Below are 16,469 nucleotides of genomic sequence, written 5' to 3'. Positions count from 1 at the left end.
GCGGCCGGTTGCGGCCGCCGCGGGGTGTGCGCAGGCGGAGCGCTGGCTGCTCACCCGCCCCTCATAAGGGCGGACCGCCCGGTTCGACACCGGGGCCTGCGACAGCGGCTGCTATGTCGTGGTGCGCAGCCAGCCTCCGTCGATGTAGTACGTCGAGCCGACCGCGTAACTGGCGCGCGGCGAGCACAGGAAGACGAACAGGTTGGCGATCTCCTCGGGGTCGGCGAACCGGCCGATCGGCGCGTAGTCGTCGGCGATCTTCTGCAGATGCTCCTCCCAGGACGTGTCCGTGCCGGCCGTCAGCTGCTTCGCCGTCTTCTGCCAGTCCGGGGTCATGACCAGGCCCGGGTTCACGGCGTTGACCCGGATGCCGTCGCCGATCAGCTCGTTGGCGAGGCACTTCGAGAACATCACCAGCGCCGCCTTCGTGACGTTGTAGATCGGCTCGTAGCCCAGCGGCTGGGTGGCGCAGATCGACGCGTTGTGCAGGATCACGCCGCCACCGCGGGCCTTCATGCCCGGGGCGAGGGCGCGGGCGAGCCGGACGGCGGCCATGACGTGCAGCTCCCAGTACGCCTGCCAGCGCTCGTCGGGCGCCTCGAGGATCGTCTCCTCGCTTCCGGTGCCCGCATTGTTGATCAGGATGTCGGCGCCGCCGAACTCGGTGGTGACCGCGTCGGTGAGTGCCGCCACGCCGTCGGGGTGCGCGATGTCGGCGGGGACGGCGATGACCCGTACCGGGAAGTCGGTTCTGATCGTGTCGGCGACGGCCCGCAGCCGTTGCTCATCGCGGGCGCACAACGCGAGGTGGACGCCCTCGGCCGCGAGGCCGCGGGCGATCGCGAGACCGATCCCGACGCTGCCGCCCGTGACCACCGCGACCTTGCCGGCGAGTTGAAGATCCATCGGGCCTCCCTGCGCTCAGGTGTTGTGAGATCACCGTAAGGCCGCGCCGACCGCGTGGAGGTGGCGCAGGGCGATGCTGTAGGACTCCGCGAGGCCGGTCAGCTCGTAGGGCACTCCGATCTCCGCGCAGTACCGCTGGACGATCGGTTGGGCTCTGCGCAGGTTGGGCGTGGGCATGCTCGGGAACAGGTGGTGCTCGATCTGGTGGTTGAGGCCGCCGAGCGCCGCGTCGGTGAGGCGGCCGCCTCGGACGTTGCGGGACGTCAGGACCTGCTTGCGAAGGAAGTCCTCCCCGCCGGTCGGGTGCGGCATGCCCTTGTGGTTCGGGGCGAAGGTCAGGCCGAGGTAGACGCCGAACAGCGCCTGGTGCACGACGAAGAACGCCAGCGCCTGGAGGGGGCTCAGCACGGCGACGAGGGCGGACAGGTATCCGATGATGTGCGCGGTCAGGAGGGCGCTCTCGACTCTGCGCTGTCTGACCCTTCCGGCGCGGAGCGACTTGATGCTGTCCTTGCGCAGGCTCAGCCCGAGAAGGGTGAGCAGCGGGAAGAACAGCCACGCCTGGTTGCGGGTGAGCCAGCGGTTGAACCGGCCGCGGCGGGCGGCGGCGGCCTCGGGCGACCACACCAGCACCGCCGGGGCGACGTCCGGGTCGAGGTCGTCGTGGTTGGGGTTGGCGTGGTGCTTGGTGTGCTTGTCCATCCAGTAGCCGTAGCTCATGCCGATGGCGAGGTTGCCCGCGATCATCCCGGCGCGGGCGCTCGTGCCGGTGGTGCGGAAGACCTGGCGGTGGGCGAGGTCGTGGGCCACCAGCGCGATCTGCGCGAAGGTGACGGCGAGGAAGGCCGCCACGGTCAGCGTCCACCAGGAGGAGCCCAGCTGGAAGAACGCGGTCCAGCCGGCCACGAGCATGAGGGTCACCACGCCCAGCCGTACGGCGTAGTAGCCGGGTCTGCGGTCGAGCAGTCCCGCGCGGGATATCCGGCGTCCGAGCTCGGCGAAGTCGCTGCCGGCCGTGGTTCTCGGCCGTTCCTCGTCGTCATGCGTCCAGGGTCCCGGGGTTCGGGCCGGGCGTCAGTGGTGCAGGCCTTCGGACGTTGGTGGGGTTAACCCCACCGCATTGTGAGGCCAGCACCATGGCGTCGGCGCGAAGCCCCTCGGAAGAATGGCGCCCATGAGGACGGGAGCCAGGCTGCGCGCCGTCGCGGGCGGGATCTTCGCCGTCGGGCTGTCCGTGACGAACGTCCCGCTGCTCGTGCTCTGGATCGTGGCCCTCGCTCTCAGCCCGGTGGCGGGGCTGGGCCTGGTCGCACTGCCGCCGGCGACCCGGGTCCTGCGGGCGCGGGCCGACCTGGAGCGCAGGCGCGCCGCCCGGGCCGGTGTGATCATTGAGCGTCCGTATGCGCCGGAGCCACCGCGGGCGATGCCGGGCGGGTGGCGGCGCTATCGCTGGATCCTCACCGACCCGGCCACCTGGCGGGACGTCGCGTGGCTCGTGCCGGGCGCCATCGTCAGTCTGGTGCTCGGGGTCGTGTCGCTCGCCGTGCCCGTCTACGGCATCGAGGGCGTCGTCCTGCTGCCGCTCTGGCTCTACCTCGGCACCGACTGGTACGGGTACGGGGTCTTCTGGCCCATCGAGAGCCTCGGCGAGGGAGTGGCGGCTCTGCCGCAGGGTGTGCTCTTCCTCGCGGCAGGACTGGCTGCCGCGCCCTGGCTGCGATGGGTCGACGCCCGGTTCGCCAAGCTGTTCCTCGCTCCCACGAGGGCCGCCGCCTTGCGGCTGCGGGTGGCGCAGCTGACCGTCAGCCGCGCCGACACGGTGGACGCCCAGGCCGCCGAGCTGCGCCGCATCGAGCGAGACCTGCACGACGGGGCACAGGCGCGGCTCGTCTCGCTGGGCATGACCATCGGGCTGGCCGAGGAGCTGCTCGACCGCGACCCGGCCCGCGCGCGCAAGCTCCTTGCCGAGGCTCGTGAGACGAGTGGCGCCGCCCTGGTCGAGCTTCGGCACGTGGTGCGGGGCATCCATCCGCCGGTGCTCGCCGAGCGCGGCCTCGACGGGGCGGTGCGGGCCCTCGCGCTCAGCCTCCCGCTGCCGGTCAGCGTCGACGTCGACCTGCCCGGCCGGCCGGAGCCGCCGGTCGAGTCCGCGGCCTACTTCGCGGTCGCCGAGGCGCTGACCAACGTCGTCCGGCACAGCGGCGCCCGCACAGCGACGGTCCGAATAGGACACAACGAAGGCCGGCTCGCCCTGGCCGTGCACGACGACGGCATCGGAGGCGCCGGCCGGCAGGCGGAAGTGGATCGGCAGGCGGAGGCGGGCCGGCAGGGACGTCCCCGGGCGGGGACGGGTCTGCGCGGCATCTCCCGCCGCCTGGCCGCCTTCGATGGCACCATGACGCTGTCGTCCCCGCAGGGAGGGCCGACCCTCCTTACGATGGAGCTGCCGTGCGTGTTGTCATCGCCGAGGACCTCGCCCTCCTCCGGGACGGGCTGACCCGCATCCTGGAGGCGTTCGACGTCCGGGTCGTCGAGGCGGTCGACAACGGTCCCGCGCTGCTGCCGGCGCTTCTGCGGCATCGCCCGGACGTGGCGGTGGTGGACGTGCGCCTGCCGCCGACCTTCACGGACGAGGGGCTGCAGGCCGCGATCGCGGCCCGCACCGAGGTTCCCGGCCTGCCCGTCCTGGTGCTTTCCCAGCACGTCGAGCCCCTGTACGCGCGTGAGCTGCTCACCGACCGCAGCGGGGGCGTCGGCTACCTGCTCAAGGACCGCGTCTCCGACGTCGCCGAGTTCGTCGGTGCGGTCCGCCGGGTCGCCGCCGGTGGCACCGCCATGGATGCGGAGGTGGTGGCGCAGCTGCTCGCCCGCCGTGGCCCGCTCGCCGCCCTCACCGCCCGGGAACGGGAGGTGCTCGGTCACATGGCGCAGGGCCGCTCCAACGGAGCGATCGCCGGCCGGCTGGCGATCACCGACAAGGCCGTCAGCAAGCACATCAACAACATCTTCACGAAGCTCGGCCTGCCGCCGTCCGAGGACGACAACAGGCGCGTGCTCGCCGTCCTGACCTATCTGAACGGATGATCGCTGGTCAGTGCCGCCACGTCAGCCTCGCCACCCGGCCCTGTTCACCCGACGCCCAGCAGGCACCCTTCGCGCACAGCACCGCGTCGAAGCTGCCGCCGTCGAACTCGCGCCACGTCCGGCCGCCGTCGTGGCTGATGTCGCTTCCGGTGGGGCCGACCGCCAGGGCCGTCGTGCCGCCCAGCCAGGCCGTTCCGGAGCGGTACTCGCCCGGCGGAGTTCGCGCCGGCGTCCAGCTGCGGCCCCCGTCGCGGGTGGTCGCCGCCGCGTCCGGGGCGGTCTGCGGTACGGCGTAGTCGCCGCCGACCGCGATGCCGTGCCACGGGTCGCGGAACGCGAGGCTGTAGACGCCGGCGCTGGGGCCGCTCGGGACGCCGCTGTCCGTGACGCGCCAGCTGCGGCCGCCGTCCGTGGTGGCGAACGTGCGGGCGCGTTCGCCACCGCCGGTCGCGAACCAGGCGCGGCCCCTGCCGAGGTGGTCCGCGGTCACCAGGCAGGTGCCGCTGGCCGCGAACGCGAACTCGCCCGGCAGTGCGTCCGGCATGCCGTCCCCGGGCTGCACCCGCCAGCTGCGGCCGCCGTCATCGGTCGCGAGGACCCGGAACTTGCCGCCGACCGGGTCGGACAGGGCGAGGCCGTGACGGCGGTCGAGGAACGTCACGCAGTCGTAGAAGGCCGCCGGGGCGTCGTTGCGGAACGTCTCGGTCCAGGTGGCGCCGCCGTCGCCGGTCGCGTACAGGCGGGACTGGTCGCCTTCGCCGATGGTGAGGGCCACCGCGTGGTTCGCGTCGAAAGCCTCGATGTCGCGGAACTGGAGGTCCGCCGTACCCGGGGGATCCACGCGCTGCCAGGTGTGCGCGCCGTCGACCGTACGCAGAATGGTGCCGCCGGATCCCGCCACCCAGGCCACCTGGTCGCTGACCGGTGCGAGGCCGCGGAAGCGGGCGGTGACGCCCGTGGCGGAGAACTCCCACGAGGGTGCGGAAGCGGCGGAGCTGAAGCCGCTCGTGGCGGCGATGGCGGCCAGGCCGAGTGCGGCCATCGACAACTTTCGAATCATGCTCCCGGAACCTACTCTCCGGCCGTGAGCGAGGCCACGGCCGCGGATGCCCGATCGCGGCCCGTCCGTGATCCCCGCACCTCAGGATGGGGGCATGGAAACCGCTCCTCAGCAGCTCGCCGTCACGGTGGCGATCACCCGTAAGGCCGACCCGTCCCGCAACGCGGAGATGCTCGCCTGGGTGCGTGCCGGTGCGACGCTGGCGGAGGACTTCCCCGGCTTCCTCGGCGTCGGCTGGGTACGCCCGGTGCTGGGCTCCACCGAGTGGCACATGCTCTACCGCTTCGCCGACGCCGACTCGCTGCACGCGTGGGAGGAGTCGCCGCAGCGCCAGTGGTGGCTGTCGTCCGCGCAGGGCATGGTCGAGCACACCCGGGTCGAGCGCCGGACCGGCATCGAGGGCTGGTTCGACCCGCCGCGGGAGCAGACCGTCGACGAGCCGGCCCCGGCTCCCGCAGCGCCGCCGCGGTGGAAGCAGGCGGTGACGATCTGGCTGGGCTTCTTCCCGATCAGCCTGCTCTCGTCCGTCACGCTGGGTCACCTCCTCGAGGGGCAGAACGTCGTGGTGCGGACGCTGGTGTCGACGTTGTGCCTGACGCCGCTGATGACGTATCTGGTGCTGCCATGGGTCACGGGGGCGCTGCAGTGGTGGTTGCACGGTGAGCGGCCGCCGTGGCGGAAGGTGCCCCTGAGGCGGGTGTGAACGGGATTCCGCCGCGATTTCTTTAGGTCGTCGCCGCCGCACCCGATGTTTCGGTGTGAGGAGGCTTTCATGCGGCTGCGCAACTGGATCGCCGTCGTCGTCAGCGTGCTGTTGCTGGTGGCCGTCGGCATCGTCGGCGTACTGGTGAACCGTTCGGCGCTGCGTGCGGCCGACACGGTGCACCGTACTGACTCCCGGGCGCTGGCCGTCAACAACGCGACGCTCGCCGGGCAGATGCAGCTGCTCTCCGCCAAGGAGCTCAGCGAGTTCGCCGCGAGCTATCCGTTCAGCCTCGAGCCGGGGCAGGCCGACGACCGTGCGGCCCTCGAGGAGTACGTCGAGAAGTCCGAGGTGTTCCCGTACGGCGCCGCCATCACGGCTCTTGACGGCACGCTGCTCAACGCCTCCCGGTCCCACGCCCTGCCGGCCGCGACCGACCCGGGGTACCAGGTCATGCGGAGCCTGCTGCTGGCGAAGAAGCCGGGCTTCTCCTCCGTCATGACCGTCTACGGCCCCGACGGCAAGCCGATCGCGGTCGAGGCCGTCGCCGTGCCGATCATCGTCAACGGCGCCGCCGCGGCCGTGCTCATCGGCTTCAACAAGCTCGCCGACACGACCCTGCAGGCGTACACGTCGAAGCTGCAGTCGGACGCCCACCTGACGATGATCATCGACAGTGCCGGGACGATGGGTTTCAGCAGCGACGCCGAGAAGATCGGGACGAAGGTGGACCCGGCGATCGTGGCCGCGGCCAAAGCGAATCCCGAGGGCTCCACCTTCGTGGAGTACCAGTCCGGCCAGACCAAGATGATCGCGATCCTGGTCACCGGCGATGTGCTGCCGGGTGGGTGGACCTACGTCCGCGCCCAGACGATGGCCTCGTTCGACGGCGCGGTGCACAGCCGCAGCCAGACGATCAACGTCACCCTGCTCGCCATGCTCCTGATCGGCGCCGTGGGCATCTCGATCCTCGGCTACCGCACCCAGGTGCAGCGCCGGCGTGCCGATGAGAAGTTCCAGGCCCTGTTCCAGCACGCGCCGGACATGGTCGCCGTGCTCGACGCCGACGGGCGGGTCGCGTACTCCAGCCCCAGCGCGGCGTCCGTCCTGCACTTCCCGCCCGGCTCGCTGCAGGGCCACAGCGTCTTCGAGCTCGTCCACCCCGAGGACCGGCCGAGCATGATGGCGGCCTTCGGCCGGCTGCTCGCCGAGCGGGACAGCGTACTGCGCCTGCAGACCCGCATCCTCAACTCGGCGGGCCGGGCCACCTGGTTCGAGTTCACCGCCTCCAACCAGATGCACAACCCGGCTCTGACCGGCATCGTCATCAACGCCCGCGACATCTCCGAGACCCGTGCCTTCCAGGAGCGGCTGGCGTACGAGGCGCAGCACGACCCGCTCACCGGCCTGCCGAACCGCCGCCGCATGCAGGACGCGCTCGGCTCGTCGCTGCGGCAGGAGGCGGTGGCGGTGCTGTTCATCGACCTGGACGGCTTCAAGCCGGTGAACGACGCGCACGGCCACGAGGCCGGTGACGAGCTGCTGCGCCAGGTCGCCGACCGGGTCAGCGGGTGCGTCCGCGTGCAGGACGTGCTGTCGCGCGTGGGCGGCGACGAGTTCGTGGTGCTGATGCCGGGCGTGACCAACCGCGCGGACGCCGATGCGATGAGCGCGCGCGTCCGGATGGCGATCGAGCGCCCGTTCCGGGTCCTCGGCAACGAGATCACCATCGGGGCGAGCGTCGGCGTCCACCTGGCGCAGGCCGCGGACGATCCCGACCAGGCGCTGCGCGCGGCCGACCACGCGATGTACGAGATCAAGCACCTCGGCGGCGGCCGCAACGCGGCCATCCCGGCGCAGCGCGAACTCCTCCACGTCGGGCGCCACCGCGCGGAGGACTGACCGGCTACGTTGTGATCCATGGCCACGAAGGCACCGGCGGTGGAGGTCGAGGCGGGGGAGCACACGGTACGGGTCTCGAACCCCGACCGGGTGTACTTCCCGGAGCTCGGCCTGACCAAGCTCGACCTCGTCAACTACTACCTCGGCGTGGGCGACGGCATCGTGCGCGCGCTGCGGGAACGCCCGTGCATGCTGCACCGCTTCCCCGACGGCCTGGCCGGGGACAAGGTGCACCAGAAGCGCGTGCCGCACGGTGCCCCGCCGTGGCTGCAGACCGTGCGCGTCACCTTTCCCCGGTACAACCGGCACGCCGACGAGCTGTGCGTGACGCAGCTGGGCGAGGTGATCTGGGCGGTGCAGATGTCGACCGTCGAGTTCCATCCGTGGAACTCCCGGCGCGCCGACACCGAGAAGCCGGACGAGTGGCGCATCGACCTGGACCCGATGCCCGAGTGCGACTTCGCGACCGTACGCCGGGTCGCGCACGTGGCGCACGAGGTCCTCGACGAGCTGGGGATCACCGGCTATCCGAAGACCTCCGGCGGCCGAGGGCTGCACATCTACGTCCGGATCAAGCCGGAGCACGGCTTCAGGGACGTCCGCCGGGCCGCGCTCGCCTTCGCCCGGGAGGTCGAGCGCCGCGCCGCGGGCGACGTCACCACGACCTGGTGGCGCAAGGACCGGGATCCCACCAAGCTCTTCGTCGACTACAACCAGAACGCGCGGGACCACACGATCGCGAGCGCCTACTCGGTGCGCGGCAACCAGCGCGGCACGGTCTCGACGCCGATCCGCTGGGACGAGGTCGACGACGTGGAGCCGGACGACTTCACCCTGCAGACCGTCCCGGCCCGGTTCGCCGAGCTGGGGGACCTGCACGCGACGATCGACGACACCGCGTACGACCTGCGTCCGCTGCTGGAGTGGGCGGAACGCGACGAAAAGGCGGGTCTGGAGGGACCCGCGGACACCGCATGAACCGAGACATTCTCATATATCGATAGAGCTGTTACGTTCACCGCACGGAGTCAACCCGTCACAGGGGGAGGCGTTCATGCGGAAATCCATCCGGTGCACGGTCGCGGTGACGACGGCCGTCTTCCTGACCACCCTCGGCGTGCCGGCAGCCGCGAACGCGGCAGCGCCCGCCGAGAAAGCGGTCCTCGCCGCGCCCGGCGCCGAGGTCGTACCCGGCAGCTACGTCGTAGTCCTCAAGGAGAACCGGTCGGCCGTCACCGGGCAGGCGCGGACGCTTGCCGCCCGGCACGGCGGCACGGTGCGGCAGACGTACTCCCACGCGTTGCGGGGCTTCGCCGCGACGATGAGTGCCCAGCAGGCCCGCCGGATGGCCGCGGACCCGGCCGTCGACTTCGTGCAGGCAGACGTCGTCCACCGCGCCAGTGACACCCAGACCAACCCGCCGTCCTACGGGCTCGACCGTATCGACCAGCGCAACCTGCCGCTCAACTCGGCGTACACGTACTCGACGACCGCGTCGAACGTGCACGCGTACGTCATCGACACCGGCATCCGGACCACCCACAGCGACTTCGGCGGGCGCGCCACCAGCGGGTTCGACGCCGTCGACGGCGGTACGGCCGACGACTGCAACGGCCACGGCACGCACGTCGCGGGCACGGTCGGCGGCACCTCGTACGGCGTGGCGAAGGGCGTGCAGCTCGTAGCCGTCCGGGTGCTCAACTGCCAGGGCAGCGGCACCACGGCGCAGGTCGTGGCCGGCATCGACTGGGTGACCGCCAACGCGCAGAAGCCCGCGGTCGCCAACATGAGCCTCGGCGGCGGCGCCGACACCGCCCTGGACAACGCGGTGACCAGCTCGATCGCCTCCGGCGTCAGCTACTCGATCGCCGCCGGCAACGGTCTGTTCGGCATCATCGCCCTCGACGCCTGCACCCAGTCGCCGGCCCGGGTGCCGACGGCCCTCACGGTGTCCGCCACGGACAGCAGTGACCGCAAGCCCAGCTGGGCCAACCGCGGGACCTGCGTGGACGTCTTCGCGCCCGGCATCAACATCACCTCGGCGTGGGGCACGAGCGACACCGCCACTAACACCATCAGCGGTACGTCGATGGCCACCCCGCACGTGACCGGGGCGGCGGCCCTCTACCTGGCGACGCACCCGACCGCCACGGCGGCCGCCGTGCACTCGGCGATCGTGTCGAGCGCGACCACCGGCGTGGTCGGCAGCCCGGGCTCCGGCTCACCGAACCGGCTGCTCTACACCGGCGGGTTCTGACGGTCGCCCCGGCCGCGCCGTGCTCGGCGCGGCTGGGGTGTCACCGTGAGGCACTCATGCCGCCGGACGGTAGCCCGCCGGACGGGACGTGAAGGTGCCCCGGCCGCGGGTGCGGCTACGCAGCTGCGTCGCGTACCCGAAGAGCTCGGCCAGCGGAACCACCGCCGTCACGTCCCGCTCGGTGGAGCCGGTGACCCGGCCGCGGCGCGCGGCGAGGTCACCGAGCACGCCGCCGAGCGTGTCCGCGGGCGCGCTGACCGTCACCTCCGCGACCGGCTCGAGCAGCGCCATCCCGCACGATTGCAGCGCCGCCCGCAGACCGAAGCGGCCCGCCGCGCGAAAGGCCATCTCCGAGGAGTCCTTCGGGTGCGTGACCCCATCGGTGAGCGTGACCCGCAGCCCGGTCACCCGGTTGCCACCCAGCGGACCCTCGGCGAGCGCCTCCCGGCAGCCCGCCTCGACCGCCCGGACGTACTCGCGCGGCACCCGGCCACCGGTCACCGTGGAGGTGAACGCGAACTCGGTTCCCTCCAGGGGCTCGACGTCCAGCACCACGTGCGCGAACTGCCCGGCGCCGCCGTCCTGCTTGACGTGCCGGTACAGCACGCCGGTCACCCCGCGCACGACCGTCTCCCGGTAGGCGACCTGCGGCCGGCCGACCGTGACGGCGAGCCCGGTGGCCCGGCGTACCTTCTCCACGGCCACCTCCAGGTGCAGCTCGCCGAGGCCGGACAGCAGGGTCTGCCCGGTCTCCGCGTCGGTCCGCACGGCCAGCGACGGGTCCTCCTCGACGAGCCCGGCCAGCACGGTGGCGAGCCGCCCGGCGTCGGCGCAGCGGCGTGCCTCGACCGCGACCGACACCAGCGGATCGGCCGTCCGCGGCGCCTCCAGCAGCACGGGGGCGTCGCGGGCGCAGAGCGTCGCGCCGGTGGCCGCGGCCTTCACCCCGGCGACGGCGACGATGTCGCCGGCCACCGCCCGGTCCACCTCGAGGTGCCGGTCGGCCTGGACCCGCAGGACGCGCGCGACTCTTTCGGTACGCCCGGCAGCCGCGTCCCACACGGTGTCCCCCTTGCGCAATGTCCCGTCATAGACGCGTACGTACGTGAGCCGGCCGGTCCGCGCGGCGTGCACCTTGAACACCAGGGCGGCGAGCTCCGCCTCCGGGTCCCCGCCGGGCTCCGGCAGGTACGCGACCACGGCGTCGAGCAGCGGCTCCACACCCTTGTCCCGGTACGCCGAGCCGCCCAGCACCACGACACCCTCGCCGCGAAGCGTGAGCTCCCGCAACGCCCGGCGAAGTGTCTGGTCCGACACGGCGCCGAGCTCCTCGAGCGCGTCCGCGTGCCGTTCGGCCACCGCCTCCTCCAGCTCCCGACGGGCCCGGCGGACCTCCTCGCCGCCGGCCGGCTCCTCGTGCAGGACGCCGTCGACCCAGGTCAGCGCCCGCATCCCGACCAGATCGACGACGCCTCGGAAGCCGTCCTCGCGGCCGATCGGGCGCTGCACCACGAACGGCGTCACGCCCAGCCGCGTACGGATGGAGGCGACCGCGGCGTCGAAGTCGGCTCCGGCCCGGTCGAGCTTGTTCACGAAGGCGATGCGCGGCACGCCGTACCGGTCGGCCTGGCGCCACACGGACTCGCTCTGCGGCTCGACGCCGGCGACCGCGTCGAAGACGGCGACGGCGCCGTCCAGCACCCGCAGCGAGCGTTCGACCTCGGCGGAGAAGTCGACGTGCCCGGGGGTGTCGATGAGGTTCAGCCGGTGCCCGGCCCAGTCGCAGCTGACCGCCGCCGCGAAGATGGTGATGCCACGGTCGCGCTCCTGTGGGTCGAAGTCGGTGACGGTCGTCCCGTCGTGCACCTCGCCGCGCTTGTAGGTGGCGCCGGTGGCGTACAGGACGCGTTCGGTCAGGGTGGTCTTGCCGGCATCGACGTGCGCGAGGATGCCGAGGTTGCGGACACGCATGGTCGTGTTCTTTCCGAGTGATCCGATGGTGGACGGCGCCCACCCGCCCGCGTGCGGTTACGCGGTCAGGGACGTCCGGACCCGGTGGGCAGCCTTCAGTCCGCTTGTGGCTGGCGGCGGGGTGGTTGGACGGGGCGGCCGGGGCCGGGCACAGGGGACACCAGGATCAGCTCGAAGCGCGATGAGGGGATGACGAGGTCGGTGCGGTAACGCACGGCTGTCTCCCCTCTGGTCGCAGTGATGTGCGGTCGAGGGTACGAAGATCGATCCGGGACCGCGAGCGATCTACCGGGCACTTGCGCGGGGCGCGGAGAATGGGCTGATGCACACGCCCTTCGCGGGGGTCCTGCTGCTGCCGGACTCGCCCGTCTTCGGCTCCACCTCCACCGTGACCACCGGCGACGGCCTGCCGGTCGCCGCCATCCGCCGCCGGGTGTGGAGCTCGCGCGGGCGCTTCGAGATCCTCGACCCGTCCGGCGCGACGTTGCTCGCCGCCGGGTCGCAGGCCGGGTTCTGGGGCAACAAGTACGAGCTGATGGGCCCCCAGTCGCAGTTCCTGCTGTCGCTGAAGTTCAGTGGCTGGACCGGCCCGTCGGGGCGCGGCGTGGTGTCGCTGCCGGACGGTCGCAGCCTGGCGACCAAGGGCGACTGGTCGGCGCGGGAGTTCACGATGACCGACGAGGCCGGCACCCCGGTCGCCGAGCTGCACAACCGCGGCGGCGTGTTCACGCTCGGTCAGAATCTGGCGTTCGAGCTCCGGGCTCCCGTGCTCTCGATCGTGCAGGCGGTCGGGCTCGCCCAGTGCATCCGCGCCGCCGTCGAGTCCGCCTCCGCGGCCGCCGCCTGACAGGTCCACCGCACCTGGGGGAGTCTCTCGCCCGAACCGACGACCCGCCCACGATGATCGGCCAATTCGGTGTGATCGATGTCCCTGAGAAATACCCTGAGCTGTCGGCTCTTGGGTTCTTGCGGGTCACCGGACGGGTCTAGGCTCGCCTCCGTCGACGTTGACGGGGGTAACGACATGGCTTGGCTGGTGTGTGGACGGTGGACCAAGTGGGTGGTCCTGGGCCTGTGGGTGGTGATCCTCGCGATCGCCGGGCCGCTGGCCGGGAAGCTGACCGACGTCCAGAAGAACGACAACTCCGCGTGGCTGCCCGGTGGGGCGGAGGCGACTCAGGTCGCGAACATGCAGGCCCGGTTCGGCTCGGACGACATCGTGCCGGCCGTGATCGTGTACGAGCGCGGCGCCGGTGTCACCCCGGCGGACCGGGAGAAGGCCACCGGCGACGTGGCGCGCCTGCAGCAGGTGCCCGGCGTGACCGGTCAGGTGGCCGGCCCGGTGCCCGCGAAGGACGGCAAGGCGCTGCAGACCATCGTGCCGATCAAGGTCGACGAGGACGGCTGGCAGCGCATCGTCGAGGTCGTCGACCAGGTGAAGGCCGCGACCGGCGGGTCCGCGAACGGCCTCGACGTGCACCTCGCCGGTCCGGCTGCCACGGCGGCCGACTCGGCGGAGGCCTTCGAGGGCATCGACGGCACCTTGCTCTACACCACGCTCGCCGTCGTCACGATCATCCTTCTCATCACGTACCGGAGTCCGGTTCTCTGGTTGCTGCCCATCGTCTCGGCGGGCGTGGCGCTGACCGCCGCGCAGGCGGTCATCTATCTGCTCGCCAAGCATGCCGGACTGGTGGTGAACGGGCAGAGCGCGGGCATCCTCACCGTGCTGGTCTTCGGGGCGGGAACGGACTACGCGCTGCTGCTCGTCGCCCGCTATCGCGAGGAGCTGCGCCGGCACGAGGACCGGCACGAGGCGATGGCGCTCGCCCTGCACCGGGCCGGGCCGGCGATCATCGCCAGTGCCGCCACGGTCGCGATCGGCATGTCCTGCCTCACGCTGGCCGAGCTCAACTCCACGAGCGGCCTGGGCCCGGTGGCCGCCATCGGCGTGGCCGTCGGCCTGCTGGCCATGATCACGCTGCTCCCCGCCCTGCTCGTCATCTGCGGGCGCTGGCTCTTCTGGCCCGTACGCCCGAAGGCGGGCTCCGCCGAACCGACCGCGACCGGCGTCTGGGCCCGGCTCGGCGGCCGGATCGCCCGCCGGCCCCGGATCGTCTGGATCGTCACCGCGGTGGTGCTCGGCGCGATGTCGCTGGGCCTGTTCCAGCTCGACGCCAACGGCCTCGCCCAGGCCGACCAGTTCGTGAGCCGGCCGTCGTCGGTGGCCGGCGAGGAGGCGCTGGCCCGGCACTTCCCGGCCGGCCAGGGCCAGCCGGTCGTGGTCGTCGGGCAGAACTCGGCGGCGGCGCAGATCCGCACGGCGGTCGCCGGGACCGAGGGAATCAGCTCGGTGGGCGACCCGGTCGTCAACGGCGACCTGGTGATGTACGAGGCGGTGCTCTCCTCGGCCCCGGACAGCGACGCGGCGATGACGACCATCGAGCGGGTCCGCGACGCGGTGCACCCGTTCGGCGACGCCAAGGTGGGCGGGATGACGGCGATGACGCTCGACGTCAACAACGCCAACGACCACGACAACCGGCTCATCATCCCGCTGGTACTGCTGGTCGTCCTCGTGATCCTCGGCATCCTGCTGCGCGCGGTCGTCGCGCCGCTCGTGCTCATCGCCACGGTGGTGCTGTCGTTCACCGCGGCACTGGGCGTCAGCGCGCTCGTGTTCCGGCACGCCTTCGGCTTCGCCGGCGAGGACACCTCGTTCCCGCTGTACGTCTTCGTCTTCCTGGTGGCACTCGGCATCGACTACAACATCTTCCTGATGACCCGGGTACGCGAGGAGGCGCAGCAGCACGGCACCCGCCGCGGCGCGCTCGTCGGACTCGCCGCCACCGGCGGGGTGATCACCTCCGCGGGCATCGTCCTGGCCGGTACGTTCGCGGCGCTGGCGAGCCTCCCGCTGGTGGCCTTCGCCGAGATCGGGTTCGCGGTGGCGTTCGGCGTGCTGCTCGACACGCTGGTGGTCCGCTCGGTGCTGGTCACCGCGCTCAGCCTCGACCTGGGCCGATGGATGTGGTGGCCGAGCAAGCTCACCCGGGTGCGCGACGAGCCGGCGCCGGTGCCGGTCGAGCCCGGCGCGCCCGGCCGGGATCTCGACCCGGTGCCCTGATCAGCGGCTATCCTCCCGGCATGAGGTTTCGGGCAGAGCTGCAGGCCACCGGCGGCACGACGACCGGTTTCCAGGTCGGCGACGACTTCGTCGCCGGCCTGGGCGGCGGCGGGCGGCCCAAGGTGGTCGTGACCGTCAACGGCCAATCCTGGCGGGGCTCGATCGCCCGCATGGGCGGCAGCTACTGGCTCGGTGTAAGTGCCGAGCGCCGCGCCCAGGCGGGCATCGCGGCGGGTGACGTGCTGGACGTCGACGTCGAGCTGGACACGGCGGTCCGGGAGGTGGAGGTGCCGGCCGACCTGGCCGCGGCGCTCGACGCGTCCCCCGCCGCCAAGACGTTCTGGGCCACGCTGTCCTACAGCAACCAGAACTGGCACGTGCTGCAGGTGACGGGGGCGAAGACGCCGGAGACCCGGACCCGCCGCATCGAGAAATCGATCGGCCTGCTGGCCGAGGGGCGGGCCCGTTAGGGAGCCATGGCCCGCCGGGCGAGGTCCGCGAGGATGCCGCTCCACGCGAGCCGCCGGCCGCCCGTGAGCACCGGATCGCCGGGGACGGCGCTCGGGACGACCTCCGGCTCCGGACCGGCCAGCTCCTTCACCACGCTGCGGATGCGGTCCGGCAGAAGCTCCGGCTCGGCCACGCCCTGATCGAGCACCACGAGCTCCGGGTCGGCGATCACGCAGGCCAGCGCCACCGCGTAGGCGGTCAGCTCGGTGCCGTCGGCGGCGCGCGTACCGGTCAGCTGCGGCGGGATGCGATCCATGGCGCCGGCCGCCCCGTGCGCTCCCTCGCGCGGTGCCCCGTCGAGGACCAGGGTGGTGGACGGCGCCGGCCCGCCCGTGACCCGCAGGAAGACCGCGGCACCCCGACCGGCGCCCACCTCGGCCTCCGCGAGCGCCGCGAGGTGGTCTCCGCGGTGCACCCGTACCGGTGTCCCGAGCAGGTCGGCGGCCCGCGCTCCCATCGCCTCGGTGAAGCCGGGGGACACCCCGGCCACGACGCCGCGGACCTGGCCGGCGTCCCGGCGTTGCTCCCGGGCGGCGCGGTCCACGAGGTCGGCGAGCGTTTCCGGCGTCGTGCCGGCGACCGTGACGGCCGGGCCGGTCCCGGTGGCGTCCCCGCAGCGCGCCGTCATCCGGCCGGGGTCGACGCGTACGGCGACGAAGCAGGTCCGTGCCGGAGACACCCGGAACACGCGCGCCCTGGGGCCGCGGTGGCCCTGCCTCCGGGCGATCTCGTCGATCGCGCCGGCCGCCTCCAGGTCCCTGACCACGTTGTTCGCCGTGACCACGGAGACGCCGACGGCGGCGGCCACCTCACGGACCGTGCCGGTGCCGCGCTCCGCGATGGCCTCCAGCGAGGCCACGAGCAGGCTGTGGCGGACTGCGGTGGTCGTGTCGGCCCATCGAGTGTTTCTGCACAAAGGTTCCATCGCTTGTACCGACGTACAAGCGAG

Annotated in this window: 14 protein-coding genes; 9 read left to right on the top strand and 5 right to left on the bottom strand. The window is 72.3% G+C overall.

Annotated features, from left to right (window positions below; all coding sequences use genetic code 11):
- Window positions 1-111: 111 nt before the first annotated feature.
- Both AB0J80_RS06345 and AB0J80_RS06340 read right to left on the bottom strand, forming a co-directional pair.
- Complete coding sequence (locus AB0J80_RS06345) at window positions 112-906, bottom strand: SDR family oxidoreductase (protein ID WP_364700998.1); 795 nt, start codon at window positions 904-906, stop codon at window positions 112-114.
- Between the two features lie 30 nt (window positions 907-936).
- Window positions 937-1,827 carry an acyl-CoA desaturase gene (locus tag AB0J80_RS06340; protein ID WP_364700996.1) on the bottom strand — a complete coding sequence of 297 codons (891 nt, stop codon included), beginning with the start codon at window positions 1,825-1,827 and terminating at the stop codon, window positions 937-939.
- Between the two features lie 253 nt (window positions 1,828-2,080).
- Here AB0J80_RS06340 and AB0J80_RS06335 point away from each other — a divergent pair, with 253 nt between their 5' ends.
- On the top strand, window positions 2,081-3,403 hold the full coding sequence (locus AB0J80_RS06335; protein ID WP_364700994.1) for a sensor domain-containing protein: 1,323 nt from the start codon (window positions 2,081-2,083) through the stop codon (window positions 3,401-3,403).
- A complete protein-coding gene (locus tag AB0J80_RS06330) occupies window positions 3,355-3,990 on the top strand; it encodes a response regulator transcription factor (protein WP_364700992.1) in 636 nt (211 codons plus the stop codon). The genes AB0J80_RS06335 and AB0J80_RS06330 overlap by 49 nt, the downstream gene beginning before the upstream one ends.
- 7 nt (window positions 3,991-3,997) lie before the next feature.
- On the opposite strand, the gene AB0J80_RS06325 is transcribed toward AB0J80_RS06330, so the two are convergent.
- A complete protein-coding gene (locus AB0J80_RS06325; protein WP_364700991.1) occupies window positions 3,998-5,050 on the bottom strand; it encodes an oxidoreductase in 1,053 nt (350 codons plus the stop codon).
- A gap of 94 nt (window positions 5,051-5,144) precedes the next feature.
- On the opposite strand from AB0J80_RS06325, the gene AB0J80_RS06320 reads away from it, so the two are divergent.
- From AB0J80_RS06320 to AB0J80_RS06305, 4 genes are all read left to right on the top strand, one after another.
- Window positions 5,145-5,753, top strand: coding sequence for an antibiotic biosynthesis monooxygenase (locus AB0J80_RS06320; RefSeq protein WP_364700989.1), 609 nt, complete (start codon window positions 5,145-5,147; stop codon window positions 5,751-5,753).
- A gap of 69 nt (window positions 5,754-5,822) precedes the next feature.
- Window positions 5,823-7,655 carry a sensor domain-containing diguanylate cyclase gene (locus tag AB0J80_RS06315; RefSeq protein WP_364700987.1) on the top strand — a complete coding sequence of 611 codons (1,833 nt, stop codon included), beginning with the start codon at window positions 5,823-5,825 and terminating at the stop codon, window positions 7,653-7,655.
- Window positions 7,656-7,673: 18 nt separating this feature from the next.
- On the top strand, window positions 7,674-8,633 hold the full coding sequence (gene ligD / locus AB0J80_RS06310; protein ID WP_364700985.1) for a non-homologous end-joining DNA ligase: 960 nt from the start codon (window positions 7,674-7,676) through the stop codon (window positions 8,631-8,633).
- Between the two features lie 76 nt (window positions 8,634-8,709).
- Entirely contained in the window at window positions 8,710-9,912 is a 1,203-nt protein-coding gene (locus tag AB0J80_RS06305; RefSeq protein ID WP_364700983.1) for a S8 family serine peptidase, read from the top strand.
- A gap of 54 nt (window positions 9,913-9,966) precedes the next feature.
- Here AB0J80_RS06305 and fusA read toward each other — a convergent pair whose 3' ends face one another.
- Window positions 9,967-11,883 carry an elongation factor G gene (gene fusA, locus AB0J80_RS06300; RefSeq protein WP_364700981.1) on the bottom strand — a complete coding sequence of 639 codons (1,917 nt, stop codon included), beginning with the start codon at window positions 11,881-11,883 and terminating at the stop codon, window positions 9,967-9,969.
- A gap of 322 nt (window positions 11,884-12,205) precedes the next feature.
- On the opposite strand from fusA, the gene AB0J80_RS06295 reads away from it, so the two are divergent.
- The 3 genes from AB0J80_RS06295 to AB0J80_RS06285 all read left to right on the top strand — a co-directional run bounded on the left by AB0J80_RS06295 (window position 12,206) and on the right by AB0J80_RS06285 (window position 15,480).
- Window positions 12,206-12,730, top strand: a complete 525-nt coding sequence (locus AB0J80_RS06295) for a hypothetical protein (RefSeq protein ID WP_364700979.1) — start codon at window positions 12,206-12,208, stop codon at window positions 12,728-12,730.
- Window positions 12,731-12,907: 177 nt separating this feature from the next.
- Complete coding sequence (locus tag AB0J80_RS06290; RefSeq protein ID WP_364700977.1) at window positions 12,908-15,010, top strand: MMPL family transporter; 2,103 nt, start codon at window positions 12,908-12,910, stop codon at window positions 15,008-15,010.
- Window positions 15,011-15,030: 20 nt separating this feature from the next.
- Window positions 15,031-15,480: a YdeI/OmpD-associated family protein gene (locus AB0J80_RS06285; protein ID WP_364700975.1), complete on the top strand. Its 450-nt coding sequence runs from the start codon at window positions 15,031-15,033 to the stop codon at window positions 15,478-15,480.
- Here AB0J80_RS06285 and AB0J80_RS06280 read toward each other — a convergent pair.
- Window positions 15,477-16,379, bottom strand: a complete 903-nt coding sequence (locus AB0J80_RS06280; RefSeq protein WP_364700973.1) for a hypothetical protein — start codon at window positions 16,377-16,379, stop codon at window positions 15,477-15,479. The genes AB0J80_RS06285 and AB0J80_RS06280 overlap by 4 nt on opposite strands.
- Window positions 16,380-16,469 lie beyond the last annotated feature (90 nt).

The organism is Actinoplanes sp. NPDC049548, from assembly GCF_040676695.1.
GTDB lineage: Bacteria > Actinomycetota > Actinomycetes > Mycobacteriales > Micromonosporaceae > Actinoplanes.
Note: the sequence above shows the minus strand (reverse complement) of the source record. Positions and strands in the feature narration are given on the sequence as shown.

Excerpts from the sequence above, each read along its gene's own strand:
- AB0J80_RS06290 (WP_364700977.1), top strand. The coding sequence starts at position 12,908 with ATGGCTTGGCTGGTGTGTGGACGGTGGACCAAGTGGGTGGTCCTGGGC.
- AB0J80_RS06295 (WP_364700979.1), top strand. The coding sequence starts at position 12,206 with ATGCACACGCCCTTCGCGGGGGTCCTGCTGCTGCCGGACTCGCCCGTC.
- AB0J80_RS06315 (WP_364700987.1), top strand. The coding sequence starts at position 5,823 with ATGCGGCTGCGCAACTGGATCGCCGTCGTCGTCAGCGTGCTGTTGCTG.
- AB0J80_RS06305 (WP_364700983.1), top strand. The coding sequence starts at position 8,710 with ATGCGGAAATCCATCCGGTGCACGGTCGCGGTGACGACGGCCGTCTTC.
- fusA (WP_364700981.1), bottom strand. The coding sequence starts at position 11,883 with ATGCGTGTCCGCAACCTCGGCATCCTCGCGCACGTCGATGCCGGCAAG.
- AB0J80_RS06325 (WP_364700991.1), bottom strand. The coding sequence starts at position 5,050 with ATGATTCGAAAGTTGTCGATGGCCGCACTCGGCCTGGCCGCCATCGCC.
- AB0J80_RS06345 (WP_364700998.1), bottom strand. The coding sequence starts at position 906 with ATGGATCTTCAACTCGCCGGCAAGGTCGCGGTGGTCACGGGCGGCAGC.
- AB0J80_RS06335 (WP_364700994.1), top strand. The coding sequence starts at position 2,081 with ATGAGGACGGGAGCCAGGCTGCGCGCCGTCGCGGGCGGGATCTTCGCC.
- AB0J80_RS06320 (WP_364700989.1), top strand. The coding sequence starts at position 5,145 with ATGGAAACCGCTCCTCAGCAGCTCGCCGTCACGGTGGCGATCACCCGT.
- AB0J80_RS06285 (WP_364700975.1), top strand. The coding sequence starts at position 15,031 with ATGAGGTTTCGGGCAGAGCTGCAGGCCACCGGCGGCACGACGACCGGT.
- ligD (WP_364700985.1), top strand. The coding sequence starts at position 7,674 with ATGGCCACGAAGGCACCGGCGGTGGAGGTCGAGGCGGGGGAGCACACG.